This window comes from Pseudoalteromonas sp. APC 3250, assembly GCF_030407915.1.
In the GTDB taxonomy this organism is placed as follows: domain Bacteria; phylum Pseudomonadota; class Gammaproteobacteria; order Enterobacterales; family Alteromonadaceae; genus Pseudoalteromonas; species Pseudoalteromonas tetraodonis.
Genome location: NZ_JASDCM010000003.1, coordinates 56,147 through 80,980, shown reverse-complemented (window position 1 = coordinate 80,980; position 24,834 = coordinate 56,147). Strand labels below are relative to the sequence as shown.

The window sequence follows — 24,834 nt, the reverse complement described above, 5'->3', positions numbered from 1 at the left end:
ATCATACGTTTTGGTTTATAAAGCGCAGCATTTCATCTGCCGCAGAGACTACTTTAGCGTTCATCTCGTAAGCGCGCTGTACGGCAATCATGCTCACCATTTCATCAACGACGCTCACGTTTGAGCCTTCAATAGTAAATTGTTGTAAGCCCCCAAAAGCATCTTCGCCAGGGATACCCTCAACAGGTTCACCCGATGCCGCTGTTTCGCGGTACAAGTTGCCACCTAAACTTTGTAAGCCTGCAGGGTTTGCAAAGTTAACCGTTAACATTTGACCTAACTCTACCGCTTGCGCATCTTTACCCACTACCGCAGTAACGGTGCCATCGGTGCCAATACTCACTTTGGTGGTGCCCTCTGGCAGCGCAATATTTTGTGCCAATGGTAAGCCGTTGCTGTTTACCAGTAATGACTCAGAGTTAAGTTGAAACTGACCGTTACGGGTAAATAATAACTCGCCGTCAGGGCTTTCAATTTGAAAGAAACCTTGCCCAGCAATGGCCACATCTAACTGGTTGCTGGTTGTTTCAAAACTGCCTTCAGTAAATTGCTTTTGCGTGCCGTTAATACGCACACCGGTTCCCACCTGAATCCCAGATGGCAGCTGATTAAGCTCATCTACCTGCGCGCCAGGTTGTTTTTGTACTTGGTAAAATAAGTCTTCAAATACCGCTCTGTCTTTTTTAAAACCGGCAGTGCTCACGTTCGCGAGGTTATTAGATATTGTTGTCATTCTTAAATCTTGCGCTGCAAGACCGGTTTTACTCACCCATAATGCTGAATTCATGTTTGGCTTCCTGTTTATCCACGTCCACTGATGAGCTTATTACCGCTGGTCGCTAATTCGTCAGCAGACTTCATCATTTTTACATTCATCTCAAATTGGCGACTGATATTCATGGTTTTGATCATTTCAGCCACGGCATTCACATTAGAGCCTTCTAAAGCACCAGTTCTTACTGTGATTGTTTCGTCGGCCTCAAGAGGCTGTAAATCGTTAGCTCTGAGTAAGCCATCAGCACCTTTGATTAAGTTTGCATCGGTGCTGGCTAATTTAATTTGCGCATCTTCTGCAATTACACCGCCACCAATGGGGGTTAGGTTAATCATGCCGTTTGAGCCAATTTCAATATCACCAAACTCAGGAAGTTGAATATCGCCACCGTCACCTTGCACACGTAGGCCATTAACAGTAATAAAGCCATCGGCATCAACCACTAAATTACCCGCGCGGGTATAAGCCGGTTCGCCATTGTCATCCATCACTTCTAAATAACCGCCGTTGCTTAGTGCTATATCAAGATTACGGCCAGTATCCATGATTGGCCCTGACGATAAATCAGTAGTTACTGGTGTTAGTTGCGCGTGGTAACGAGTACGAAAGCCCTCGCCTTGTACCATCATTGATTGCGCTTGCTCTAAGTCGGCTTTAAAACCTACGGTGCTAACATTTGCTAGGTTATTTGCAGCAACACGTAAGGCGGTATTATTAAGTTCAGCACCCGAAACAGCGGTATAAATTAACTTTTCCACGCTCAGCTTCCTTAGGTGTTACTAAATAAAATTTGCATCATTTCATCAGCGCTGCTGATGGTTTTTGCGTTGGCTTGGTAGTTTTGTTGAAATGACATTAAACCAACCAGCTGCTCACTAATATCAACATTTGAGCCCATAAATGAACCCGATAGCAATTTACCCAGTGAGCCACTTTCTGGCTCGCCGTAGAGTGCAGAGCCAGACTCTTCAGTTTGATACCACACGGTATTGCTGCCTTGCTCTAAACCATCAACGTTCGCAAACGAAGCAAGTACAACTTGGCCTTGTAATTTAGATTCACCGTTAGTAAATGTTGCAAATACACGGCCGTCGTCTTCAACTTTCACACCAGAAAACGCTCCTGAGGTATAGCCGTTGGCATCATTTTCGTTAACACTGAAACTTGAACCAAACTGCGTAGTGCCATCAAATTTAAGTGCGATATTTAATGCTGCAGCACCACTGGTTATTTCTGCATTTCCTGGTGTTGAAGTAATAGGCACTTCTAAATCAACCGCCGTTAAATCGCCTGAAAACGGCACCATTTTTCCATCGGTATCAAAGTTAAGTGTAATGGTTCCGGCGTTAATTGAACCACCCGCACCATCATCAATAGCTTGAGAACCTGTCGTCGCACCAAGCGCTGAGAGCTGACCTTGAGTAAGGGGTTTACCATCTAAGAAAAACATCGCTTGCCATTCATTACTACCCGTATGGTTAAAGTACTGGGTCATCACATGGCTATTACCTAATGAGTCGAACACTTCGGTAGATTGAGAAAAGTTATATTGGCTGCCATCTTTAGGATCAAATACCGCAGGAGCTGTTGGATAAGCAATCACATCGCTAGAAGAACTTAAGTTACCGTTAAAGTTAATGTTTGTACTAGCTTGCGCTTCTATGTTTGAGGCTTCAATTTTTAAATCGGTTAATACACCCGGTACAATTGTCGGGTCACCACCATCAACTTGAGACACGCCAAAGCCTTGCAGTTTGCCGCCGTTGGCATTAACAATATTTAAGTCATTATCTAACTGAAACTGACCTGCTTGGGTGTAAGCCGTTCGGCCGTTTTCTGATATGGCAAAAAACCCTTGGCCATCAATAGCAATATCCAGCGCATTACCAGTGCGCACAATTTCACCACCGGTGACAAAATCTTCTTTAACATTGGCAACTTTTACACCGCCGCGTTGGCTACCGTTATAAACCGCGGCAAATTCTGCAGTGTTATTTTTATAACCAGCAGTACCCGAGTTAGCAATATTATTACTGGTTACTTCTAATCCTGTTTGGGTACTTTTAAGACCACTTAATCCTATATTGAACATAGACATATTATTTACTCCTCTTATTTATGCCACTTGATTAATTTCAGTGATGCCAAAATTACCCAAACCATCGACTTGCAATAAAATATCTTCTAACGACTTACCTACAGAAACACGCTCAACCTCACCGCTTAACCAAGTATCAAGCTGCTTTGGCACCTCTGCTGTAGTGGCATACGCTCTCACTGCATACGCACCGGCTTCTTGGTTTTCAAATTCAAAACGCAGCGAACCGACTCCTGAATAAGGCAGTTGTTTTTCTTCAACTAACTCACCATCTTGGTTATAAAGTTGTACTGTGACAGAGTCTGCGGCTTCACCTAAATTAACCATGCCTGAGACACTGCCATCTTGCTCAAGGGCAATACTGCTTGCTTGCACATCAACCGTTTGGCCAACCATATTGGTGGCTTCAAGCACCGCTAAGCTGCTCACATAATCCAATCCATCGGCGGTGTTTTGGCGAATGCTTTGTAACGACTCAACATTCGAAAACTCTGCAAGCTGGCTTACATACTGAGTGCCATCCATAGGCTGTAATGGATTTTGATTACTAATTTGCGCAACGAGTAACTCTAAAAACATGGTCGACATTTCATCTGCAGAACTATTACCGGCAATATTCGTGGTGTTTTTTGTGGCGTCTGCAGCGCTTGGAACGGCTGAATTAACTTGCATAATATTATTGCCCTAACTTAAGAATGCTTTGCTGCATGCTATTTACACGCCCCATTACTTCAACAGATGTTTGATAGCTGCGACTTGCAGACATCATGTCGGCCATTTCTTCAAGTGCATTTACGTTGGAGTAAAATACATAACCATCGTTGTTAGCTATTGGGTTGTTTGGCTCGTAGCGCTGCTCTACCGCACGGTTTGACTCAGTGATCCCTAGTACATCAACCGAGGCTGAAATTGATTGGCTGTCTTGAGTTTGTTTGTACAAAGCAGAAAATACCGGTTTAAGTGCCTTGTAAGCGTCGGCTTCTGAACCGGCTGCGGTATCGGCATTCGCTAAGTTAGATGCAATGGTATCGAGGCGAATAACTTGAGCGCGCATGGCGCTGCCGCTAGCGTCATAAATTGAATTAAAAGACATTATGATTTCCCTGAAATAACTTTATGTAAGCCATTTATTTTCATATTTAAAAAGGTCAAACTGGTTTGAAAATCCATACTGTTGCTAGCAAATTTTGCTTGCTCAATATTTAACTCAACAGTATTACCATCACTTGATGGTTGATAAGGAACGCGATATTTAAGTTCATCTGTTTGTACGCCAGCAAAATCAACCTCTCTGTTTTGCGAAAAACTGGATGAAACACTTTGCATAATTTGACGGTAATCTACATCTCGAGATTTAAACCCTGGCGTGTCAACATTAGCCAAGTTACTGGCAATGATTTCTGCTCTGTCTAACCTTAATTTCATTGAAAAAGGGTGAACACCTAACGCTTTATCAAATAGTTCCATTGTTGCCTCTAATTTTTGTTTCTTGTATGCTTTCGCGCTTCGCATACACTTTCTACCTTGTGTATAACAACCTTTATGCCAACTTTTAAAAGTATATTTTTTCAATGACTTATATAAAAAAAGAGCAAAAAACAGCCCAACATACGGAAGCTGAACTTCCCCAAGGGAAGCGTTGGTTTTTCCGCTTACTTTTAACTATTGGACTACTGCCAGCTCATGCTATGGCCACCCCCATTAATTTTGATAAAGAAATTCGGCAGTTTTTACACAGTGAAATAAATAGCTATTTGCACTCGATTAATTCGCAGAGTCAGCAGCAAAACATAGAGCTATTTATTCCTAAAGGTAGCGAAAACCTAAACTGTGATGAGTTGCAAATCACTCGCTCACAAAGTCACACGCCACCCGCAGGCAGAGTAAGTATTTCTGTATCTTGCCCATCGCCTGCTTGGCGTTTTAGGGCCAGTGCCAAAGTAAGTGTGTGGATAAACCTAGTAGCTGCCAAGCACACTTTAAACCGAGGTAAAGTGCTTAATAAGCAAGACTTAGAATATAAAAGCGTGGATTTAGGTAAGCACCGCCATCAAGGCGAAACAGGTATTGACCAGCTAGTTGGACTCACCGTTAAACGCGAAATTGATAAAGGCACGGTGATCTCCAACCGATACCTAGAAAAGCAGTATTTAATCAATAAAAATGAGCATATTTCACTGCAAATAAATACCGCCACTTTCTCAGCCAATGTTAAAGCCATTGCCCTTGAAGATGGTCAGCTTGGTGAGGTTATTAATGTAAAAAATTTATCATCAAAAAAAGTAGTTCAGGGCAGAGTAATTGCGCAAGGTGTGGCAGAGGCGGCATTTTAAAAAATGTCGAAATAAAAGTTAAGTAATGCTTGTACTTGGTCGCTGATATAAACTAAGTAATATAAATTCGATAAACGAATTAGGTAACAAACAATGAATATAAGCGCAATAACAACCACTGCGGTTGAGCAAAGCCAAAAAACAAACCAGCGTTCATCACTGGATGCAAAACCAGAGCAACAACCTGTAGCGGCTAAACAAGAGCAAGTAAATTCAGTGAGTGCATTAAGTAAATCAATAGACTCAACATTTCAAGATTTAGCTGCAAAGCCAGACGTTGATATGGATAAAGTAGCCCAAATGAAAGCGGCAATTGCCAGTGGTGAATTTAAAATTAATATTGATGAAACCGTTAACGCTATGGTTGAACTTCATAAAAAATGAAAACTGTAAAAGAGTATATTGTAAGTCTGCAACAAGACATTATTAAGCTAGACGCATTAATTGAATTACTTGAAACGCAATACGAATTGCTAAGCCAACGTAATGTGCAACTAGAAACACACAATAAAAAAATGCTCGGCTTTTTAGAAAGCTTAAATGAATCGCACAACCAGCGCGATGGCTTTTTGGTGAGTTTAGGCCTGCAAGGTGGCAAAGAAGGCTTAGCACAATTAACCGCGTTGCTGCCTGCTGATATAAACTCGCTCACTACAAAATTATTACACCAGCTTGAGCTAAAAACTAAAACCTGCAAAATAATGAATGAACGCTCAGGGCAATTACTGTCAAGCCAACGTCGGTTGTTACAGCGTTTAACTGGCGGTGAAAACAAACAAGCGTACCCAGAAATGCCTTTATAAATACGTTCCATAAAGGCTTTCCCTTGTTTAGTCACTTTACGCCATATTTTTACTTTACTCCTATTATTACCTTTCAAAATCCTATCTTGAGTCCAAAAATAGTCGTTCCGTTAAAGCTTAGTATTGTTAGCTTTTGTGCAACTTTGCGGCTAATTGTATTTATAATAAGCAAATAGCGGCTAACGCCACCTTTATTAGACTAAAGAATGATTGCTGCTGAACCTGCTGATTTTATGACCTTTTTGCTATTCTGCATGGCAAGATCACACTGTAAAAACAAAAACATAAGCCATTGAATTTAAATAGCTTTTAGATTTAACAAGCCAGTTACAACACATCCCTTTGCTATTTTTGTTAACACTTACAAAGCGTTAAACTGGGCTATGCACGACCTTTTGCCTAATTACAATCTGTAGCAAGCTGTTTTACCCTGCGCACTCAATGTTCATTTGCTTTGTAAAAGCTGTATTTTTATTTTGAGTTAGCAACTAAGTTGCAGGAGAAGTCATGACCACCAAGCCGCTAGATGATAATTCATCTGATGCTATACCAGGAGCGGATACTCAAACCGTGTCCGATAGCTATGAAAATCTTCATAAGCCCAGCTCTGAGTTTGAAAGCCGCGACGCTTACCTAGAGCACGAACTGCAAATTATGCAGCCAAAACGCTGGCGTCCAAATTTACCATTTAGAGATTATCGCTTTGAATTTGAAGACACCATTCCAGCGATGGCCGCTACTATAGGTAAAGTAGTCATGGTTGCAGCCATTGCTGCCACGTTTGCAGGCCCTTTGGGTTTAAGTGATGGCTTTGTACTTGAAAACGTACGCTACGAACTTTTAATTGTTTCGCTATTTATTTTACTATTTTCGGGCTTTATTTTACCGACCGCTAACTTAGCGGGTACTCATGGCCCACTCATTCCATTAATTCCTATTGTGGTTGCCGCAGGCGGACACCCTATGGCCTTTGGTTTGCTCATAGGAGCCTTTGGATTGATATTAGCATTTAGTAAAGGCGGCAGTCTCATGGCTAAGCTCACCAGTAAAGGGGTGTGTGGTGGCCTACTTCTCTATTTAGGCTTTGTGGGTACCATTTCACAAGTTAAAAAGCTGTTTGCATGGGCTGAAGAAATTCAAATGACCCATATTGCTTTTATCGTAATCTTAGCCACAATTTTACTTTATGCTTTATTGGAGCATTACAAAAAACGCTGGTTAGCCGTGCCACTGAGCTGTTTAATTGGTGGTTTTACTGCTTTTGCATTGGGCGCACCGTTTGAGTTTCATACCGCACCGGGCTTACCAAACATGAACCCTATGTACTGGTGGGGGGAAAACACTGGTTGGATGCTTGGTTTACCAACCGCTGAAAGCTTTGTAGTTGTACTTCCTTTTGCAGTTTTAGCGGTTGCTATGTGGTCGCCTGACTTTTTAGGCCATCAAGTATTTCAAAAAATTAGTTACCCAGAGCGTACTGAAAAAGTACACATGAATATTGACGATACCATGCTTAGCGCATCAACAAGACAAACCTTTGGCTCGCTATTAGGCGGTGCTAACTTTGCGTCATCTTGGGGCACTTACATTGTTCCTGCTGCTATTGCAAAACGCCCTATTCCTGCAGGCGCAATTTTAACTGCGTTATTTTGTATTATCGCGGGTGTTTGGGGCTATCCAATGGACTTAGCTATTTGGCAGCCAGTATTGTGTGTTGCCTTAATTGTAGGGGTGTTTATTCCACTACTTGAAGCGGGTATGGAAATGACCCGTGAAGGTAAAACCACGCAATCAGCTGCCATTGTGGTGTTTGCATCAAGCTTAGTAAACCCAGCATTTGGTTGGTCATTAACTATGCTACTTGATAACTTAGGCCTTATTGGCTGTAAAGAAAGAAGTGCTGATTTATCGCGAATGAGTCGCTGGGTCATCCCACTTATAATGTTTGTGTTATTAACCGGTGTAATGGCACTGGTAGGTATGCTGCCAGGCATTCCTGCGCTAATGCCAAGCTTTAGACATTAATTCCTTTATTAAACAGCAAAGCGAGCTTTAATAGCTCGCTTTTTTTATACTTATAAAAACCAGCACAGTGTACTTGCAATAATCCCCCTTGAAGTAACAGCCCCTGAAGTCACAGTCCCTGCAATAATTACAAGCCACCCTGCAGAATTTTTATAAAGCTCGCCACCAGCTAAAAAACTTTACGCATCAAAAAACCATAAGTAGTTGATATATAAATAAAATTAAAAGTTTTATTTTCTGGTATAGCCTTTGCAACTTTATAAGTGAACGTTAAAAATCATTTTATTAGTAACGCTTTTAAAATGAAAAATCATCACTCTTAATAAGGAGCTAATTATGAATAGCGATCGTATCGAAGGAAACTGGAAAGAACTTAAAGGTAAAGCGCAACAAAAATGGGGCGATCTTACCAACGATGATTTAGATAAAATTGAAGGTAGCCGTACCGAGCTTGTTGGTAAAATTCAGCAAAAATACGGTAAATCGAAAGAGGAAGCCGAGCGCGAAGTAAATGACTTTGAGAAAGGCCATTAAAATAAAGCGTGTTAACAGCTTTACTTGCTAATAAAAAACCGCCAATTGGCGGTTTTTTTGTTGGTAAATAATAAAATCACTAGATTTAACATATTCGGTAATTCTTTGAATTAACCAGCCTGTTTATTATTTGAAATCGACGTCAAAAGTTCAGATATCAGCTGCCTATCTATCTGAGCATTTTTTCACTCAGTTTATGAATAAACTCTAAAGGTGTAAGCCCATGTGATTTTTCTTTAATGGTAATACTCGCGCCTTTATCCATTAAAAGTTGCACTAAACCAAAGTCATTAAGCAAAATAGCCGAGTGTAGAGGTGATAAACCATCTATGTGACTTAACGTATTTACTTTGATTCCTTTAGAAATAAAGTATTCGATATAAGCATCGCGCTTATCTATATCTTTAATTTCAAATAAAAATGCTAGACCAGCGCCTGATTCAAGTGATTCAATATCACTCTTATCTGCTCTATAATTAAGTAAGTAATATTCACAAGCGTCACTTGGGATGTAATGAGTATTCTCATCAGTGCTGCAAATAATAACATCTTCAATATCACTATTAATGAGCGAATATAAAGCAACTGCAGAATATCCAACAGATAATAAAAGTAACAAATAAATAGTAAGCTTTTTCACCTCTACCCCCAAATTACTTTACTATCAACATCACTGTATGCAAGCATACCGAAGTGATTATTTACAGAATTAAGCTCAATCTTATTTATTTAGCCAGCGCTAGTTTTACTGCTGCCTCGGCATGTATTTTGGTGGTATCATAAAGCGGAACCTGCGTATGTTGTGGCTTTACCAACAAGGCGATTTCTGTGCAGCCTAAAATAACGGCCTGTGCGCCTTGTGCAAATAAGCGCTCTATAATACGCACATAATCAGCTCGCGAATCGTCATCAATAATCCCTTGGCATAACTGCGAATAAATAACCTCGTGCACTCGCTTTCGCTCATTAGGCTCAGGCATTAATACCTCAATGTTATGCTTATTGGTTAAACGCTCTTTGTAAAAGTTTTGCTCCATTGTAAATTGCGTGCCCAACAACCCTACTCGCGAAATATTATCGAGTTTTAGTTGCTCTGCGGTGGCATCGGCAATATGCAAAATAGGAATGGTAATATTACTGGCAATCTCATCGGCCACTTTATGCATAGTGTTGGTACAAATAAGTAAAAAGTCGGCACCACCAGCCTCTACAGATTTAGCCGCCTCGGTGAGTATAGTGGCTGTTTGTTGCCAATCGCCCTGATGCTGCAGCGTTTCAATTTCCGCAAAATCGACGCTCACCATACAAATTTTAGCACTATGCAACCCTCCTAACGCATTTTTAACACCGTGGTTTAACGCTTTGTAATAGCTGGCTGTCGACTCCCAACTCATACCTCCGAGCATACCGATTGTTTTCATAAAATTGCCTTGTTTAAAAGTGGTTAAAATCAAGCAAAATAGTGCACAGTTTTTATTAAAGCATTTAAAATGCTCTTATCACTCACTAATAAAACACTTACTACAAATCACTGGATATACTTTCAAGTGACACAACTCTAGACATCAATATTTTTAGTTCAACTCCTGAATAATTATCAAGCTGAGTTTGAATAAAGTTAATAATCTCAGGGATGTCACTATCATTTTTTACAAATATATACTTAATATCTGTTGGGGATATTTTTAGAGAGGTCAGTTCTTTTGTCTTCTGATTATACTGCTCTAGAACTTCAGTATTATCATAAGATTGTTTATTCAACCAAGGCTGCACATCAGTTTTTTTAGGAACAAAACGCCATTCACTTTCTTGGTAAAACTCTTTATCCACAGGAGATCCAGAAAGTAGCATTTTTCCTTCTAATGGTTTTAAAAAGGAAAGTATTTGGTTTAAATCATTTCCTGAACCTTCGTAATACCCATTTTGACCATTTTCATAATTTGCGTTTTTAAATAAATTATTAACAGAGGAGCAATACGTACTATTTTTTGCTAGATATGACAGTGGATTTAAATTATTGGCCAATGCCCACTCTTTAGTTACACCTACACCAAACTCGCCATAAAAATCAACATGTTCGCTTATTCTAGATAATGGAATATCGCAAAAGCATACCATTGGAAAAGCTACATAATCGTACTCAAAAATATACCAACTCAAATCCTCTAGGCAGTACCTAGGCCAAAAACCGTCAAGTAAAATATTTTTAACAAACTCAATATTTTTAGTGAAGTGAAATAAGGTGTGTGATTTAGGTTTCATATTCTTTCGCCATCCTAACGAATCATATGGACTCCTCAGTCAGTGCATTTTTAACAATGCGCCGTAACCAAGTTGATAATAAGCTTAAGCAATGAGGAGTCCATATATCATTATTAAAGCTGTTGGCCTCAATTTAACCAATAAGGGTTCAGTATTCACCCTATTGGTAAGCATGACAAGCTTAAACTTCGTAAAAATAATTAAACAAACGAAAGGTTAGCTAAAATCGAAATTTGCTACCGTGCTTACTCAGCATATAAACACATCTCATGAGCATTTTTGGCTCAAAAGTTTTTATTATTTCGCAACAAAACTACTTTTAATAATGTTATGCGAAAAAAACTAAAAACACTTTTACCTAAACTCATTTTAAGAACAAAAAACGAGCCTACCTTGGCTCGTTTTTGTTTTAACTGATAGCTGACAGCTAAAAACTGACCGCTTCAACTTTTGACTGCTGCTCTTCTAATCAGGATCATACCCCAAGTTAGGCGATAACCATCTTTCGGCTTCTGCAAGCGTCATATTGGTACGTTTAGCGTAGTCTTCTACCTGATCCTTTTGCACAGCCGCTACGGCGTAGTATTTAGCTTGTGGGTGTGAGAAATACCAGCCCGAAACCGCAGCACCTGGCCACATGGCGTACGAGCTGGTGAGCTGCATACCTATGCGCTTTTCGGTATCGAGTAGTTGCCAAATTTTCTTTTTCTCGGTGTGCTCTGGGCACGCTGGGTAACCCGGTGCTGGGCGAATACCTTGGTAGTTTTCGCGGATTAGCTCATCGTTACCCAGGTTTTCATCCGGTGCATAACCCCAATACTCTTTACGCACTTGTTCGTGCAAGTATTCAGCAAAGGCCTCGGCGAGCCTATCAGCAACCGCTTTTACCATTATTTTATTGTAGTCGTCTTGCTTGGCATCGAACGCATTGGCGAGGTCGTCTTCTTCTAAACCGCCTGTTACCGCAAACGCACCAAAGTAATCGGGTGTGCCTTTTGGCGCAATGTAATCGGCTAGGCAGTAGTTAGCAAAGTCGGTTTTTTCGGTTTGCTGGCGTAAATGACATGAGGTAGTTAATAGCTCTTTTCGCGTTTCGTCGGTGTAAATTTCTATATCATCGCCCACGCGGTTTGCAGGGAATAAACCAATTACACCTAAAGGTTGCAAAGCACCTGACTTTTCAAGGTCGTCGAGCATGTCGTTAGCGTCTTTAAATAAGCTACGTGCTTGCTCACCAACGACTTCATCGTCCATTATGCGCGGATATTTACCGGCGATTGACCACGTCATAAAGTATGGGGTCCAATCTATGTATTTACGTAACGTGGCTATTGATACATTTTTAAATTCGGTCACGCCCAACTTTTTAGGCACGGGTGGTGTGTAGTTATCCCAGTCGAGCTTTGCAGCATTATCGCGGGCGCGCTGTATGGTAACTGGTTTTGAGCGCGGCTTTTTGCGTGCTTGTTGTTCGCGTACTTTGTCGTACTCGGCGGTGGTTTTAGCTAAAAATTCTGCTTTGTGATCTTTAGAAAGTAAATTAGACACCACACCCACGGCGCGGCTGGCGTTATTTACATACACCACGCCTTTGTCGTACTGCGGCTCTATTTTTACTGCGGTATGCGCTTTTGAGGTGGTTGCCCCACCAATCATGAGCGGTAGCTCAAAGCCACGACGTTTCATTTCTTTGGCAACGTGTACCATTTCATCAAGCGATGGGGTAATTAAGCCCGAAAGGCCTATAATATCGGCTTTTTCGTCAATCGCGGTTTGCAGTATTTTATCTGCTGGCACCATTACGCCTAAGTCGATTACTTCGTAGTTATTACATTGTAGTACTACGCCAACAATGTTTTTACCTATGTCATGCACGTCACCTTTTACGGTAGCCATAACAATTTTACCGTTGGTGGCGCCTTCCTCTTTTTCGGCTTCAATGAATGGGTCAAGGTAGGCCACGGCTCGCTTCATCACACGAGCCGATTTAACCACTTGGGGTAAAAACATTTTACCGGCACCAAATAAATCCCCAACCACGTTCATGCCATCCATGAGTGGCCCTTCAATGACGTGAATAGGTTTATCGGCGCCAGCACGGCACTCTTCTGTATCTTCATCTATAAAGGTGGTTATGCCTTTTACTAGAGCATGCTCTAGGCGCTTTTCAACCGGCCAAGTGCGCCATTCTAAATCTTCTACCCGCTCAGCTTGTGCCATGCCTGAATATTTAGGCGCAAGTTCAACAAGGCGCTCGCCCGCACCGGGGTCGGTGTTAAGAATTACATCTTCTACGGCTTTACGAAGTTCTTCGGGGATGTCGTCGTAAACCGCAAGTTGCCCTGCGTTTACTATGCCCATATCCATACCCGCTTTTATAGCATGGTATAAAAATACCGAGTGAATCGCTTCGCGTACCGGGTTATTACCTCTAAACGAGAACGATACGTTTGACACCCCACCCGACACTTTACAGTGCGGTAAATTTTGCTTAATACGGCGGGTGCCTTCAATAAATTCTACGGCGTAGTTGTCGTGCTCTTCTATGCCGGTGGCAACGGCAAATATATTGGGATCGAATATAATGTCTTCTGGCGGAAAGCCAATTTCGTCGACTAAAATACGGTAGCTGCGCTCACAAATTTCAAACTTACGATCGGCAGTATCGGCTTGACCTTCGGTATCAAATGCCATCACAACAGCGGCGGCGCCAAAGCGTTTTATAATTTTAGCTTGGCGAATAAACGGCTCTTCACCCTCTTTGAGTGAAATGGAGTTAACAATGGCCTTGCCTTGAATACACTTTAAGCCTGCTTCTATTACTTCCCACTTTGAGGAGTCGACCATAATAGGTACTTTAGAAATATCAGGCTCTGAAGCAATTAAGTTTAAAAACTTCACCATGGCGGCTTTTGAGTCCAGCATGGCTTCGTCCATGTTGATATCAATAACTTGGGCGCCATTTTCTACTTGTTCGCGAGCTACATTAAGGGCTGTTTCGTAGTCTTCTTCCATGATCAAACGTTTAAACATGGCCGAGCCAGTTACGTTAGTACGCTCGCCGACATTGGTAAATACTGCAATTTGTTGGGTCATTGGCGGCTCCTAATTTAAGTTACAGGCTTCTAGGCCTGATAAACGCATACGCACTTCAAGCTCAGGTAATTTTCGTGGTGCTGTGCCTTCAAGCCCTTTAGCAAAGACACGAATGTGCGCAGGCGTAGTGCCACAGCAACCGCCAACAATATTAATAAAGCCCGATTTACCCCAATCTATGATCTCTTTTGCCATGTCGTCTGCTTCTAAGTCGTATTCTCCAAACTCATTGGGTAAGCCCGCGTTAGGGTGAACAGAGACAAAGGTTTCGCACACACGTGATAGCTCTTCAACGTATTGGCGCAGTAAATCTGGCCCAAGGGCGCAATTTAAGCCAATTGAAAGCGGCTTAATATGGCGAATAGAGTTATAAAATGCTTCGGTGGTTTGCCCTGAAAGCGTACGGCCTGAGGCATCGGTAATAGTACCTGAAATCATCACTGGCAATGTGCGCCCTGCTTGTTCAAACGCTTCTTCTACCGCGAACGATGCCGCTTTTGCATTAAGCGTGTCGAATATGGTTTCGATTAAAATTATATCTACACCGCCCTCCATAAGCGCAAGGGTCGACTCAACATACGCAGTCACTAACTTATCGAAAGTGATATTACGATAGCCGGGGTCGTTTACATCCGGCGATAACGAACAGGTTTTAGATGTTGGCCCTAAAACACCTGCTACATAGCGCGGTTTTTCTGGGGTTTTAGCGCTAAATTCATCACATACAGCGCGAGCTAACTTAGCCGACTCTAAATTGACTTCACGGCTTATATTCGCCATGTCGTAATCTTCCATCGAAATGGTGGTCGAGTTAAAGGTGTTAGTTTCGATAATATCGGCACCAGCCGCTAAAAAGCTGCGGTGTATATCAGTAATAATTTCTGGCTTGGTTAGGCTTAATAAATCGTTGTTGCCTTTAATAAGCACGTGCCAATCTTTAAAACGTTCACCCCGGTAGTCTTGCTCTTCAAGCTTATGCGCTTGGATCATGGTTCCCATTGCACCATCTAAAATTAAAATGCGCTGTTTGAGCGCAGCGCTCAGCTCTTGATGCTTATTGTTTTGAGGATTATTCGGCATAGTTGTTAGTCCTTACGTCTTGGCTAACTAAGTTAATATCATAGGGTGTGGTTTGGTAAACGTAATAATTTAACCAGTTTGAAAACAGTAAAAACGCGTGGCTTTGCCATGTTTTAGACGGTTGCTTGCTGGCATCGTCATCAGGAAAATAGTTTTCGGGCTTTGGCGCATCGGGACTTTTTTGTAAATCGCGTTCATATTCAGCTTTTAAACTGTCGGCATCGTATTCTGGGTGGCCGGTAATAAACACTTGGCTGCCCGATTTATTTTTAAGTAAATACGCCCCGACTCGTTCAGAGCCAGCTAATACCACCAGCTCTTCACAAGCGTTTATTTTATTTATATCTATGTGCCCATAGCGTGAGTGCGGCACTAAAAAGGTATCGTCAAAGCCGCGGGTAAGTGCACCATGAGCAAAGTAGCATTGATGGGTAAACACCCCGCAGAGTTTGTTGTCTTTTAAATCGCGCTTTAAATTATAACGGTGATATAAAGCCGCGTGGGCAGCCCAACACGAAAACAAGGTAGAGGTTACATGCTGTTCGGCCCAATCAATAATCACTTTGAGCTCATCCCAATACGCCACGTCTTCATACTCTAAATGCGCGAGCGGCGCACCGGTAATTAACAGTGCATCGTAGTTGTTGTCTTTCACTTCTGAAAAGTAACGATAAAAGGTATCTAAGTGTTGCTCTGAGTTGCTACTGCTACGATGTGTATCAAGGCGCAGTAGCTCTACATTTACTTGCAGCGGAGAGTTAGCCAACAAACGAATAAACTGAACTTCGGTTTCTACTTTATTAGGCATAAGATTAAGAATAGCCAAGCGCATAGGGCGTATTTCTTGGGTTTTTGCACGCGTTTTAGGCATAACAAACACGTTTTCATGGCGTAATCGTGCAATAGCCGGCAATTCGTCTTCTACTGTAATTGGCATTCTTAAAGCTCCTGCTCATAAAAACCGAGAATTAATACGCTCTCATTATGAACAGAATGTCAAAAATATCAACCTCTAGATGTATAGATGTCTAAATGAAATTTATTCACCCGGTTTTTACATATTGAATATGTACTTTAAAACAGCCCCATTCGTTGACTGTTTCACCTGTGAGCCACTACAATACAGCATTGAAATTTTTATTATTATTGAAGGCTTCTTCCATGGTTTTACCTGATAAGTTTATATTCTCGATGAGTCGAGTATCTAAGGTTGTGCCACCAAAACGCACTATCTTAAAAGATATTTCGTTGCATTTTTTCCCAGGCGCAAAAATTGGTGTGCTAGGTCTAAATGGTTCTGGTAAATCATCATTACTACGCATTATGGCAGGTGTTGATGAAGATTTTGAAGGTGAAGCTCGCCCTCAACCAGGCACTAAAATTGGTTACTTGCCGCAAGAGCCTGTTTTGGACGAAAGCAAAACAGTTCGTGAAATTGTTGAAGAAGCTGTGGGTGAAGTAAAACATGCCCTTAACCGCCTTGACGAAGTGTATAACGAATACGCAATGGAAGGCGCTGACTTTGACGCACTGGCAAAAGAGCAAGGTGAATTAGAAGCGATTATTCAAGCGCATGATGGCCACAATATTGATAACGTTTTAGAGCGTGCTGCCGATGCTCTGCGTTTACCTGAGTGGGACGCTAAAATTGAGCACCTTTCAGGTGGTGAACGCCGTCGTGTTGCTATTTGTCGTTTGTTACTTGAAAAACCAGATATGCTTATTCTCGATGAGCCAACTAACCACTTAGATGCTGAGTCGGTTGCCTGGTTAGAGCGCTTCTTACATGACTACGAAGGCACCGTTGTGGCAGTAACGCATGACCGTTACTTCCTTGATAATGTTGCTGGCTGGATTTTAGAGCTTGACCGTGGTGAAGGTATTCCGTGGGAAGGTAACTACTCGTCTTGGCTTGAGCAAAAAGATGCCCGCTTACAGCAAGAGCAAAAATCTGAAAAAGCACGTCAAAAATCAATTGCACAAGAACTTGAATGGGTGCGTTCAAATCCTAAAGGTCGTCAAGCTAAATCAAAAGCGCGTATGGCACAGTTTAGCGAGCTACAACAGTCTGATTACCAAAAACGTAACGAAACCAACGAATTGTTTATTCCACCTGGCCCACGTTTAGGTGACCAAGTATTAGAAGTAAACAACTTACGTAAAAGCTTTGGCGACCGTGTTTTAATTGATGATTTAAGCTTTAGCATGCCTAAAGGCGCTATTGTGGGTATTATTGGTGCCAATGGTGCAGGTAAATCAACGCTATTCAAAATGCTAAGCGGTGAAGAGCAGCCAGATAGCGGTAATATCAGCATTGGTGAAACAGTAGAACTGGCAACTGTTGATCAGTTCCGTGGCAACATGGACGAAAGCAAAACGGTATTCCAAGAAATCTCTGATGGCCAAGATGTACTAAAAATTGGTAACTTTGAGTTCCCAAGCCGTGCTTATGTTAGCCGTTTTAACTTTAAAGGTAACGATCAACAAAAGTTTGTTAAAGACTTATCTGGTGGTGAGCGCAACCGTTTACACCTAGCTAAGCTGTTAAAAGCAGGCGGCAACGTAGTGCTACTGGATGAGCCAACCAATGACTTGGACGTTGAAACATTACGTGCTCTTGAGAATGCTATTTTAGAATTCCCTGGTTGTGTCATGTGTATCTCGCATGACCGTTGGTTCCTTGACCGTATTGCTACACACATTTTAGATTACCGTGACGAAGGCCAAATTAACTTCTTTGATGGTAACTACACTGAGTACGAAGAGTGGCTTAAAAAGACCCTTGGCGCAGAAGCTGCACAGCCTAAGCGTATTAAGTACAAAAAAATTGGCTAACAGCCACAGTGAATAAGTTAAAAGCCCTGCATTTTATGCGGGGCTTTTTTATGCGAGCTATTTTTATCTTTGAGCAAATTGGCGTGTTGAGCATTACCAGCTATGCTTATTATAAATAACAACTTTATAAGATTATTATGCAAAACCGTCGGCAATTTTCTCGTATTATGTTCTCTACAGCAGCGCAATTGGAAACGGCTAGCTCCCAGTATGCATGTACCCTATTAGATATTTCTTTACATGGTGCACTGATCACTAAAAGCGATGCCTTTACATGCAACAAAAATGACGAAGCAATATTACGTTTTACCTTGCCACAAAGCGATATTGAAATAAAAATGCCGGTGGTTATTCGTCACATAGAAGAAAACCATATTGGTCTTAAATGTCATAACATTGATATAGACAGCATTACGCATTTAAAGCGCTTGGTTGAACTAAACCTTGCTGATGAAACATTATTACACCGTGAGCTTGAAACGCTTATTTACCAAACATAAATAGACGCACTGCGTGAAGTTGATTACCATAACCAAAAATAATTAAACGACGCAGATATGAGTTTAAATCCCAATCTACCTTTAGTTTATCATCCTAATTACTCGTTTAGTTTTGATCCCAAACACCGCTTTGTAATGAGTAAATTTGCGCAGCTATACCAGCATGTTAAAACCCTTGGGCTTGCTGGCAGCAATATCATAGAGCCACCACATGGTCGTGTTGAAGAGTTAGAAATAGTGCACTGTGAAAACTACATTCACGATTTATGGCATAATCGCCTAGATGAAAAAGCCATGCGCCGTATAGGCCTACCTTGGTCGCAAGCACTAATGAACCGCACATTTACCGCCCCATTAGGGACACTGCAAACTGCGCGTTTAGCGCTTAAAAGTGGTCTTGCGTGCCATTTAGCGGGCGGCACTCACCATGCCCACAGTGATTTTGGCTCGGGTTTTTGCATGGTGAACGATTTAGCTTTTACCGCACAAACGTTAATTCAAAATCGTGAAGTTACCAACGTACTGATTTTTGATTTAGATGTTCACCAAGGTGATGGCACCGCAGCCATGCTGGCTCATCAACCTTATGCGTTTACCTGTTCAATACATTGTGAGAAAAACTTCCCATTTAGAAAGTCTCCTAGCGATTTAGATATTGGTTTAGCCAATAATATGCAAGACGCTGAATACTTAGGTATTGTTGACGATACGCTACAATTTTTATTACACGAGCTTAACCCAGATCTGGTTTTGTATGATGCTGGGGTTGATATTTGGCAAGAGGATGGCTTAGGCAAACTGGATATTAGTTGGCAAGGAATAGAAAAGCGCGACCACATAGTGCTTAAGCGTTGCCTTGCAAATAATACACCTGTAGCCACTGTGATTGGTGGAGGCTATGACAGAGATCATCAGCGCCTAGCAAAACGTCATGGCATTGTTATAGAGCAAGCTGCCAGTTTTTAATTATACTTTTAACTGACTCGGCGTAATACCTGTCCAACGCTTAAATGCACGGCGAAAATTAGGAATATCATAAAATGCAAGCCGATCAGCCACTCGTTCATTACCTTGCTGGCACACCCCCAGTAAATGCAGAGCTTTAAGTTTATTTTGCTCATCTTGTAATTGAGAATAACTGACACCGTGTTGTTTTAACTTACGTTTAAACGTAGCAGAGCTCATGGCAAAATGCTCAGCACTGTTAGCAAGGCTGTTGTTTTTATCACGGTAAATGCGCTGGCACACAGCCTCAACAAAAGACTGTGATACATTCTTATGTAACTCACTTTGCGCTATGCACTGCTGCCACCTAAGCTGACTAGCCTCTGGGTTTGTGCACTTAAGTAGTTGTTTATTAAAGTGCCAACGGGTATAGGGTTGTTCAAACCGTATTCGTAAGCCTAAGTGCTGCTCATATTCTTGAATATGCCGAGGGCGTTTACAGGTAAAGTCAAAATAACAATGTGGATACACATTACATACTCGTTTAAGCAAGCTCATTAACGCAGCGCTATATATTTCAAAACAATAATTTTTTAATGACTCGTCCATACCGATACTCGGTTGCAAGTACAGATATAAATCGTCTTTAAATATATGCTTACGGGTAAATAATAAAGGGGCAATAACGGTACTAATTTGTTGTAATTGCTTTAAAGCCATACCTAAACTGGGGCTTAAACGCACACTTTGCACTGCTGGGCTAACGTCATTAACCAATTGATGACCCAGTAAAAAGCCACTATCATTACTCTTCATTAAGGCTTTAAACTGGCTAATTAAAGCCAATAACTGGGATAAACTAAAGCGCTGTGATAGATCATATAAATCTTGCTCAAAAATACCCGTACCACGCAGCAATTTATGCAGCGGGATCCCTCGCCCTTGAGCAAGCTCCACCAGCGCAGTGATCATTCCCTCCGCGCTGAGGTATTTATCATCTAGGCTAATATACTGCTGCACCTACAAGGGCCTTTTCTTGTTGTAATTGTTGATGTAACTGGCTGGTTTGCTGCACTGGATCTTGCGCTAAATCCATTGCCATGGTGGCGGTTAAAATATGCTGGAACTGTGCGCCTTTGCTTTTTGCGACTTTAAACGCACAATGGTTAAGCGCCGCTTTCATTTGCGCTAGTAATTCTTTGGCTTGGCTTTGGCTGGTATTCGGCATAAGCACAATAAAACAATCGCCAGCATAGCGACAAAGCACATCATTCAAACGGCAATTCATTACTAATAAATCACTAATTTCTCTTAGTAACCTATCACCTTCACTAAAACCAAACTGCGCATTAAACTTTGCAAAATCACGAATATCAATAACGCCTAAAGTGCCGCCTTGCTGCTCTGTTTGTTGTTGCTGCATGAGTGAATGTAAGTAGTTAACTCGGTATAACCCTGTTACAGGACAGACTTTTTCATGCTCTCGCAGATGCGCTTCACGACGACGTAACTGACGATTTAGAACAAACTGTTCTTGGTGCCAATAATAAAGCCCAGCGCTGGTAAGCGACATACCAAACGGCGCTGGCAGTGATTCAAACCAGGTGAGCCATAATTGTGAAGGTTGCTTTAACCACTCATCGAGTAAATCGAGCGTGGCTGAGAACATAAACAAACCTAAACCTAACACTAATAAGGTAGTTACTTTGCCTGGCGGTCGTGAAATAAGTAACGCAACTATCCAGCTGAGTGTCATCAACACAATACCGCCCTCACCAACAATATCGAGCCACGCAATGTCTTGCCATTGCTTAAGTTCGCCAAAGTAAGCGCATATTGCTACAGCAATAACCAATAATAAAATGATGGTGTTGGTTAATTTTGCATGGCTGGTAAATGGGTTATATCGCATTAGGGTGGCTTCTTTAGTCTATGTTGGTCTGCATGCTAGCTTAGTCATGCTGTGTTCGGCAGGGTCATATTGGCTCATTGATATGACATTGAGATTAAAATTTATAGGTATTTAACCTAGTAATAACCATCTTTAGTGCGCTGGAGCCGTGTTTAAACAGCTCAAATGTCTGTTTAAAAAGCACTAAGTTGGCGTTTTGTCAGGAATTAACGGTAAAACTGTCACATTAGCGTCATTAACTTTTTTTAGTTTGCTCACCAAACCAAGGACAACCGGAGCAAATCAATGAAACAATTTAAGTTAAATGCTGTTGTGGCGGCGTTAGCACTGAGCCAATTTAGTGTTAGCGTGAATGCACAAGAACAAACATCACCAAGAGAACCTGAAGTAAAGGTTTCTGAAGAACTTGTGGTATATGGCGAGATTGGTTATCGCAACCGCTCGCAAGAACTAGCGCCCACGCTTGAATACTCACAAGAATACTTTCAGCGCTTTGAACCACTCACCGCAGGTGATGCATTAAAGCGTGTTCCTAGTGTTACTTTTTTATCTGATGTACTGGAATCAGACGGCGCACGTATGCGAGGCTTAAGCCCTGCTTACACAAAAGTACTTATTAATGGCGAGGAAGTTCCGGGCGCAGGTGCTGACCGTTCATTCTTTGTTGACCGTATTCCTGCAGAATTAATTGAGCGTGTAGAAATTATTCGCTCATCTAGTGCCAACCGCTCTGCCGATGCCATAGCAGGTACGCTTAATATTGTACTACGCGATGGCTATAGCTTAGACGGCGGTTATATTCGCGCTGGTGGCTTACGTTATGATGATGGCGAAATAAAAGAGAGCCTTGCGGGCGTTTACGGCACTGAGTTTGCAGGTGGGCGTTTACTGTTAGGCGCTAATTTACAAGGTCGTTATAACCCAAAACAAAAATCAAGCAGACGTTATGGCGATAGCCCTGAAAATAACCCGAATTACGCAACAGACGATTTTGATAACCGTGAAGATCAATCTGATACCCGTGATGGCGATGATACCTCTTTAAATGCCAGCTTTGAGAAGGTATTTGATAATGACGGTAAGTTTGACATTAGTGCTATGTGGGTTGATACCGACCGTACTGAAGACGAACGCTCTTTTGAATACGACAACCCAACGGCAACGTCAGGCTCTGTTGTTGAAGGGGGTAATTTACTCTCAGATAACGCAAACGTTTCGTTTATTAATCAAACCAACTACAACATTAATTCTGGCTATGAATTACCTCTGCTCGGCGGCACCAGTAAATTTAAAGTGGGTTACGCCAGCTTTGAAGAGTCTGTTTACGAACAAGAAGTTGAGCTTGATACCTCAGAACTTCCAATGGTATTTGAAGAAGCAGAAGAAACCGTTGATATCGATGATAAAGAATGGTCATTACAATGGCAGCACAGCTTACTAGTAGGTGATTCAAAAGAAATCCAATTTGGTGCTTTTATACAAGGCAAAGAGCGCGATACCGCTATTTTTGTCGCTGAAGATGAGCTTGAAAAAGACTTTACCAATTGGGATCAATTTACTAAGAATCCACTGACTCTTGCCGGTTTTGACAACGCCTTTGAACCAGTGGCTGGTGGCGTTAATACCCTAGAAGAAGACCGTTTTGATTTATTTGCGCTAATCAAGCATGAAGCGGATGTGTTCTCGTGGGAGATGGGGGTGCGCTGGGAGTCAACTGATTCAAGTATTACTGATACCAATGAAGGCGTAACTGCCGAGAATGATTATGACTTTTTCTTACCGTCGGCTCACTTTCGTTATAGCATCAGCGATAACGGACGAGTCAGTGCCTCTGTTGCTCGCAGCTTACGCCGCCCTGACTTTGACTACATGACACCCGCCTTACTTGAAAAAGAGCTCGCCGATAATGACTTTTTAGGTAACCCAAGCCTTAAACCAGAATCGTCTTGGGGTATCGATTTAGGTTACGAATACCGTTTAGGTAAAAGTGGTGTTGTTGGTGTAAACGTATTTTACCGTGACGTTAGCGACCTTATTGAAATTGCCAGTACCGGTGTTGAAGGCTCTGAAGGCGAAGGCACATTTGTACTGCAACCACAAAATACTGGTGATGGCACAGTTCAAGGTGTTGAGTTTGATTTATCAACTCCACTAAGCGCCTTGAACATGCCTAACACTGGAATCTTCTTAAATTACTCTTGGCTCGACAGTGAAGTTGAAGACAGCTTTGGTAAGCGTAAATTTAATGACCAATCTGATTATGTTTATAACGTAGGCTTTATCCAAGATTTACCAACACTTGGCGCATCATTTGGTGCAACGTACCGTAATCAAGGTGATGCATACGGACGCTTTGTGGGTGAAGAAGTGACAACCTCTTATGGTGCTGATTTAGAGTTATTCGTAGAAAAACGCTGGGAAAATGTAACGCTTCGCCTAGTTGGTTCAAACCTACTTGATGCCAGTAAAGATGAAGTTTTCAACAAGTTTGACTCTCTTGATGATCAAAATAATCGTAACTTTGATGAGTACGAGCTTGAGTCTGAAGAAGCAGGTCCAGTGATTCAAGTAATGCTACGTTACGCATTCTAATCACACGTATTGTCATTTTAAGCACGTATTGGCAAGCCATCGCGTGCTTTTTTGGAGATAGAACATGTTTAAATTGTCTTTCATAATGGCCGCGCTACTGTGCTCATCAGCGCTTAGTGCTGGTGAGCCCGTTATTTATAAAGATGCGCTATATCAACAACAAAAAATAGCCAAGTTAACTACGTTACCTAATAGCCTTAACTTTATGGTTATTGGTGATTGGGGACACAACGGCCACTTTTATCAAAAAGAGGTGGCTCATCAGCTAGAAATCGCCATGTACCAAACCGATGCCGATTTTGTTGTCTCGACCGGCGACAACTTTTACCCAAATGGTGTGGCAAGTGTGAACGATCCTCTTTGGCAATCAGCCTTTGAGAATATATACCACGGCCCTCACACATTTGAAGATTGGTATGTTGTTTTGGGGAATCACGATTACCTTGGTAATGCTCAAGCACAAATTGACTACACAGCAAAAAGTCAGCGCTGGCAATTACCAGCAAGGTACTACAGTAAAACATTTGCACTTGAAAACAACGAGCAAGTGTTAATGGTTTTTTTAGATACCAACCCGATTCAACCTGAATATAAAACCCGTGAAAAATACCGCTCAACCCAAAGTCAAAGCTATCAAACACAATTGGTATGGCTTGAAACCCAACTAGCTGGCAGTAACGCAAAATGGAAAATTGTTGTTGGCCATCACCCGCTTTACTCTAGCGGTAAACGCTTTGGTCGCAACCAAGGTCTTCGCGACATTTTAGAACCTATTTTAGAACGCCATAACGTGCACGTTTATATCGCAGGGCACGAGCACGACTTGCAATACAATCAACCAAAAAATAGCAAGGTGGCTCACTTTGTCTCTGGTGGTGGCAGTGAAGCACGGTTTGTAAAACAACGTGAATTTACCCGCTACGCAGAAGCAACACCGGGCTTTTTAAGTGTCTCTATCAATGGCGAAACGCTAACAATGAGCGCGATTAATCACCTTGGTGAAGTACGTTTTAGCACTGAAAAGCACATAGATAAGTAAAGGAT

Annotated in this window: 24 protein-coding genes; 10 read left to right on the top strand and 14 right to left on the bottom strand. The window is 41.7% G+C overall.

From position 1 onward, the window contains the following. Position 1: 1 nt before the first annotated feature. Genes flgG through flgB form a run of 6 tightly spaced genes read right to left on the bottom strand, consistent with a single transcriptional unit; the run spans position 2 to position 4,385 of the window. Positions 2-787, bottom strand: coding sequence for a flagellar basal-body rod protein FlgG (gene flgG, locus QL986_RS04260; protein ID WP_010391154.1), 786 nt, complete (start codon positions 785-787; stop codon positions 2-4). Positions 788-801: 14 nt separating this feature from the next. After that, entirely contained in the window at positions 802-1,533 is a 732-nt protein-coding gene (gene flgF, locus QL986_RS04255; RefSeq protein WP_036956803.1) for a flagellar basal body rod protein FlgF, read from the bottom strand. A gap of 11 nt (positions 1,534-1,544) precedes the next feature. Next, the gene (locus QL986_RS04250; protein WP_036956802.1) at positions 1,545-2,873 is read right to left on the bottom strand and encodes a flagellar hook-basal body complex protein; all 1,329 of its coding nucleotides are present in this window, start codon (positions 2,871-2,873) and stop codon (positions 1,545-1,547) included. An 18-nt stretch (positions 2,874-2,891) separates the two neighbouring features. Further along, the gene (locus QL986_RS04245) at positions 2,892-3,545 is read right to left on the bottom strand and encodes a flagellar hook capping FlgD N-terminal domain-containing protein (RefSeq protein ID WP_013464380.1); all 654 of its coding nucleotides are present in this window, start codon (positions 3,543-3,545) and stop codon (positions 2,892-2,894) included. A 4-nt stretch (positions 3,546-3,549) separates the two neighbouring features. Beyond that, the gene (gene flgC, locus QL986_RS04240) at positions 3,550-3,966 is read right to left on the bottom strand and encodes a flagellar basal body rod protein FlgC (RefSeq protein ID WP_010391144.1); all 417 of its coding nucleotides are present in this window, start codon (positions 3,964-3,966) and stop codon (positions 3,550-3,552) included. After that, on the bottom strand, positions 3,966-4,385 hold the full coding sequence (gene flgB / locus QL986_RS04235) for a flagellar basal body rod protein FlgB (protein WP_016899396.1): 420 nt from the start codon (positions 4,383-4,385) through the stop codon (positions 3,966-3,968). Before flgB ends, flgC begins: the two co-directional genes overlap by 1 nt. Before the next feature lie 59 nt (positions 4,386-4,444). On the opposite strand from flgB, the gene flgA reads away from it, so the two are divergent. From flgA to QL986_RS04210, 5 genes are all read left to right on the top strand, one after another. Next, the gene (flgA, locus tag QL986_RS04230; protein WP_036956800.1) at positions 4,445-5,206 is read left to right on the top strand and encodes a flagellar basal body P-ring formation chaperone FlgA; all 762 of its coding nucleotides are present in this window, start codon (positions 4,445-4,447) and stop codon (positions 5,204-5,206) included. Positions 5,207-5,299: 93 nt separating this feature from the next. Beyond that, positions 5,300-5,590: a flagellar biosynthesis anti-sigma factor FlgM gene (flgM, locus tag QL986_RS04225; RefSeq protein WP_016899394.1), complete on the top strand. Its 291-nt coding sequence runs from the start codon at positions 5,300-5,302 to the stop codon at positions 5,588-5,590. Beyond that, entirely contained in the window at positions 5,587-6,009 is a 423-nt protein-coding gene (flgN, locus tag QL986_RS04220) for a flagellar export chaperone FlgN (RefSeq protein ID WP_016899393.1), read from the top strand. The genes flgM and flgN overlap by 4 nt, the downstream gene beginning before the upstream one ends. A gap of 507 nt (positions 6,010-6,516) precedes the next feature. Beyond that, positions 6,517-8,034 (top strand): DUF3360 family protein, encoded by a 1,518-nt coding sequence (locus QL986_RS04215; protein WP_290191240.1) that lies wholly within the window; start codon positions 6,517-6,519, stop codon positions 8,032-8,034. 336 nt (positions 8,035-8,370) lie between these two features. Further along, complete coding sequence (locus tag QL986_RS04210) at positions 8,371-8,568, top strand: CsbD family protein (RefSeq protein ID WP_010391132.1); 198 nt, start codon at positions 8,371-8,373, stop codon at positions 8,566-8,568. A gap of 169 nt (positions 8,569-8,737) precedes the next feature. On the opposite strand, the gene QL986_RS04205 is transcribed toward QL986_RS04210, so the two are convergent. The 6 genes from QL986_RS04205 to metA form a co-directional block, all read right to left on the bottom strand. After that, entirely contained in the window at positions 8,738-9,208 is a 471-nt protein-coding gene (locus QL986_RS04205) for a hypothetical protein (protein WP_290191239.1), read from the bottom strand. 85 nt (positions 9,209-9,293) lie between these two features. Next, a complete protein-coding gene (locus QL986_RS04200; RefSeq protein WP_290191238.1) occupies positions 9,294-9,989 on the bottom strand; it encodes an aspartate/glutamate racemase family protein in 696 nt (231 codons plus the stop codon). 100 nt (positions 9,990-10,089) lie between these two features. Next, positions 10,090-10,830, bottom strand: a complete 741-nt coding sequence (locus QL986_RS04195; RefSeq protein ID WP_290191237.1) for an abortive infection system antitoxin AbiGi family protein — start codon at positions 10,828-10,830, stop codon at positions 10,090-10,092. Positions 10,831-11,295: 465 nt separating this feature from the next. Beyond that, on the bottom strand, positions 11,296-13,926 hold the full coding sequence (gene metH / locus QL986_RS04190; protein WP_290191236.1) for a methionine synthase: 2,631 nt from the start codon (positions 13,924-13,926) through the stop codon (positions 11,296-11,298). 9 nt (positions 13,927-13,935) lie between these two features. Further along, positions 13,936-15,006, bottom strand: a complete 1,071-nt coding sequence (locus QL986_RS04185) for a homocysteine S-methyltransferase family protein (RefSeq protein WP_290191235.1) — start codon at positions 15,004-15,006, stop codon at positions 13,936-13,938. Next, positions 14,996-15,943 carry a homoserine O-succinyltransferase gene (gene metA / locus QL986_RS04180; protein WP_290191234.1) on the bottom strand — a complete coding sequence of 316 codons (948 nt, stop codon included), beginning with the start codon at positions 15,941-15,943 and terminating at the stop codon, positions 14,996-14,998. Before metA ends, QL986_RS04185 begins: the two co-directional genes overlap by 11 nt. 224 nt (positions 15,944-16,167) lie before the next feature. Here metA and ettA point away from each other — a divergent pair, with 224 nt between their 5' ends. The 3 genes from ettA (at position 16,168) to QL986_RS04165 (ending at position 19,307) form a co-directional block, all read left to right on the top strand. Continuing rightward, positions 16,168-17,841, top strand: coding sequence for an energy-dependent translational throttle protein EttA (ettA, locus tag QL986_RS04175; RefSeq protein WP_024601901.1), 1,674 nt, complete (start codon positions 16,168-16,170; stop codon positions 17,839-17,841). A gap of 137 nt (positions 17,842-17,978) precedes the next feature. Then, positions 17,979-18,341, top strand: a complete 363-nt coding sequence (locus QL986_RS04170; RefSeq protein ID WP_016899382.1) for a PilZ domain-containing protein — start codon at positions 17,979-17,981, stop codon at positions 18,339-18,341. 57 nt (positions 18,342-18,398) lie between these two features. Further along, a complete protein-coding gene (locus QL986_RS04165; protein ID WP_024601900.1) occupies positions 18,399-19,307 on the top strand; it encodes a histone deacetylase in 909 nt (302 codons plus the stop codon). Here the strand turns inward: QL986_RS04165 and QL986_RS04160 are convergent, their stop codons facing one another. After that, entirely contained in the window at positions 19,308-20,306 is a 999-nt protein-coding gene (locus tag QL986_RS04160; RefSeq protein ID WP_024601899.1) for an AraC family transcriptional regulator ligand-binding domain-containing protein, read from the bottom strand. Then, positions 20,290-21,198: a GGDEF domain-containing protein gene (locus tag QL986_RS04155; protein ID WP_024601898.1), complete on the bottom strand. Its 909-nt coding sequence runs from the start codon at positions 21,196-21,198 to the stop codon at positions 20,290-20,292. The genes QL986_RS04160 and QL986_RS04155 overlap by 17 nt, the downstream gene beginning before the upstream one ends. A 285-nt stretch (positions 21,199-21,483) precedes the next feature. Between QL986_RS04155 and QL986_RS04150 the strand changes: the two genes are divergently transcribed. After that, complete coding sequence (locus tag QL986_RS04150; RefSeq protein ID WP_024601897.1) at positions 21,484-23,790, top strand: TonB-dependent receptor; 2,307 nt, start codon at positions 21,484-21,486, stop codon at positions 23,788-23,790. A gap of 64 nt (positions 23,791-23,854) precedes the next feature. Then, positions 23,855-24,829, top strand: coding sequence for a metallophosphoesterase (locus QL986_RS04145; protein WP_024601896.1), 975 nt, complete (start codon positions 23,855-23,857; stop codon positions 24,827-24,829). Positions 24,830-24,834: the final 5 nt, after the last annotated feature.

Excerpts from the sequence above, each read along its gene's own strand:
- metA (WP_290191234.1), bottom strand. The coding sequence starts at position 15,943 with ATGCCAATTACAGTAGAAGACGAATTGCCGGCTATTGCACGATTACGC.
- QL986_RS04215 (WP_290191240.1), top strand. The coding sequence starts at position 6,517 with ATGACCACCAAGCCGCTAGATGATAATTCATCTGATGCTATACCAGGA.
- QL986_RS04195 (WP_290191237.1), bottom strand. The coding sequence starts at position 10,830 with ATGAAACCTAAATCACACACCTTATTTCACTTCACTAAAAATATTGAG.
- QL986_RS04245 (WP_013464380.1), bottom strand. The coding sequence starts at position 3,545 with ATGCAAGTTAATTCAGCCGTTCCAAGCGCTGCAGACGCCACAAAAAAC.
- QL986_RS04145 (WP_024601896.1), top strand. The coding sequence starts at position 23,855 with ATGTTTAAATTGTCTTTCATAATGGCCGCGCTACTGTGCTCATCAGCG.
- flgG (WP_010391154.1), bottom strand. The coding sequence starts at position 787 with ATGAATTCAGCATTATGGGTGAGTAAAACCGGTCTTGCAGCGCAAGAT.
- QL986_RS04150 (WP_024601897.1), top strand. The coding sequence starts at position 21,484 with ATGAAACAATTTAAGTTAAATGCTGTTGTGGCGGCGTTAGCACTGAGC.
- ettA (WP_024601901.1), top strand. The coding sequence starts at position 16,168 with ATGGTTTTACCTGATAAGTTTATATTCTCGATGAGTCGAGTATCTAAG.
- QL986_RS04250 (WP_036956802.1), bottom strand. The coding sequence starts at position 2,873 with ATGTCTATGTTCAATATAGGATTAAGTGGTCTTAAAAGTACCCAAACA.
- QL986_RS04210 (WP_010391132.1), top strand. The coding sequence starts at position 8,371 with ATGAATAGCGATCGTATCGAAGGAAACTGGAAAGAACTTAAAGGTAAA.
- flgM (WP_016899394.1), top strand. The coding sequence starts at position 5,300 with ATGAATATAAGCGCAATAACAACCACTGCGGTTGAGCAAAGCCAAAAA.
- QL986_RS04165 (WP_024601900.1), top strand. The coding sequence starts at position 18,399 with ATGAGTTTAAATCCCAATCTACCTTTAGTTTATCATCCTAATTACTCG.
- QL986_RS04200 (WP_290191238.1), bottom strand. The coding sequence starts at position 9,989 with ATGAAAACAATCGGTATGCTCGGAGGTATGAGTTGGGAGTCGACAGCC.
- flgB (WP_016899396.1), bottom strand. The coding sequence starts at position 4,385 with ATGCGAAGCGCGAAAGCATACAAGAAACAAAAATTAGAGGCAACAATG.
- QL986_RS04170 (WP_016899382.1), top strand. The coding sequence starts at position 17,979 with ATGCAAAACCGTCGGCAATTTTCTCGTATTATGTTCTCTACAGCAGCG.
- QL986_RS04155 (WP_024601898.1), bottom strand. The coding sequence starts at position 21,198 with ATGCGATATAACCCATTTACCAGCCATGCAAAATTAACCAACACCATC.
- QL986_RS04185 (WP_290191235.1), bottom strand. The coding sequence starts at position 15,006 with ATGCCGAATAATCCTCAAAACAATAAGCATCAAGAGCTGAGCGCTGCG.
- flgA (WP_036956800.1), top strand. The coding sequence starts at position 4,445 with ATGACTTATATAAAAAAAGAGCAAAAAACAGCCCAACATACGGAAGCT.
- flgC (WP_010391144.1), bottom strand. The coding sequence starts at position 3,966 with ATGTCTTTTAATTCAATTTATGACGCTAGCGGCAGCGCCATGCGCGCT.
- metH (WP_290191236.1), bottom strand. The coding sequence starts at position 13,926 with ATGACCCAACAAATTGCAGTATTTACCAATGTCGGCGAGCGTACTAAC.
- flgN (WP_016899393.1), top strand. The coding sequence starts at position 5,587 with ATGAAAACTGTAAAAGAGTATATTGTAAGTCTGCAACAAGACATTATT.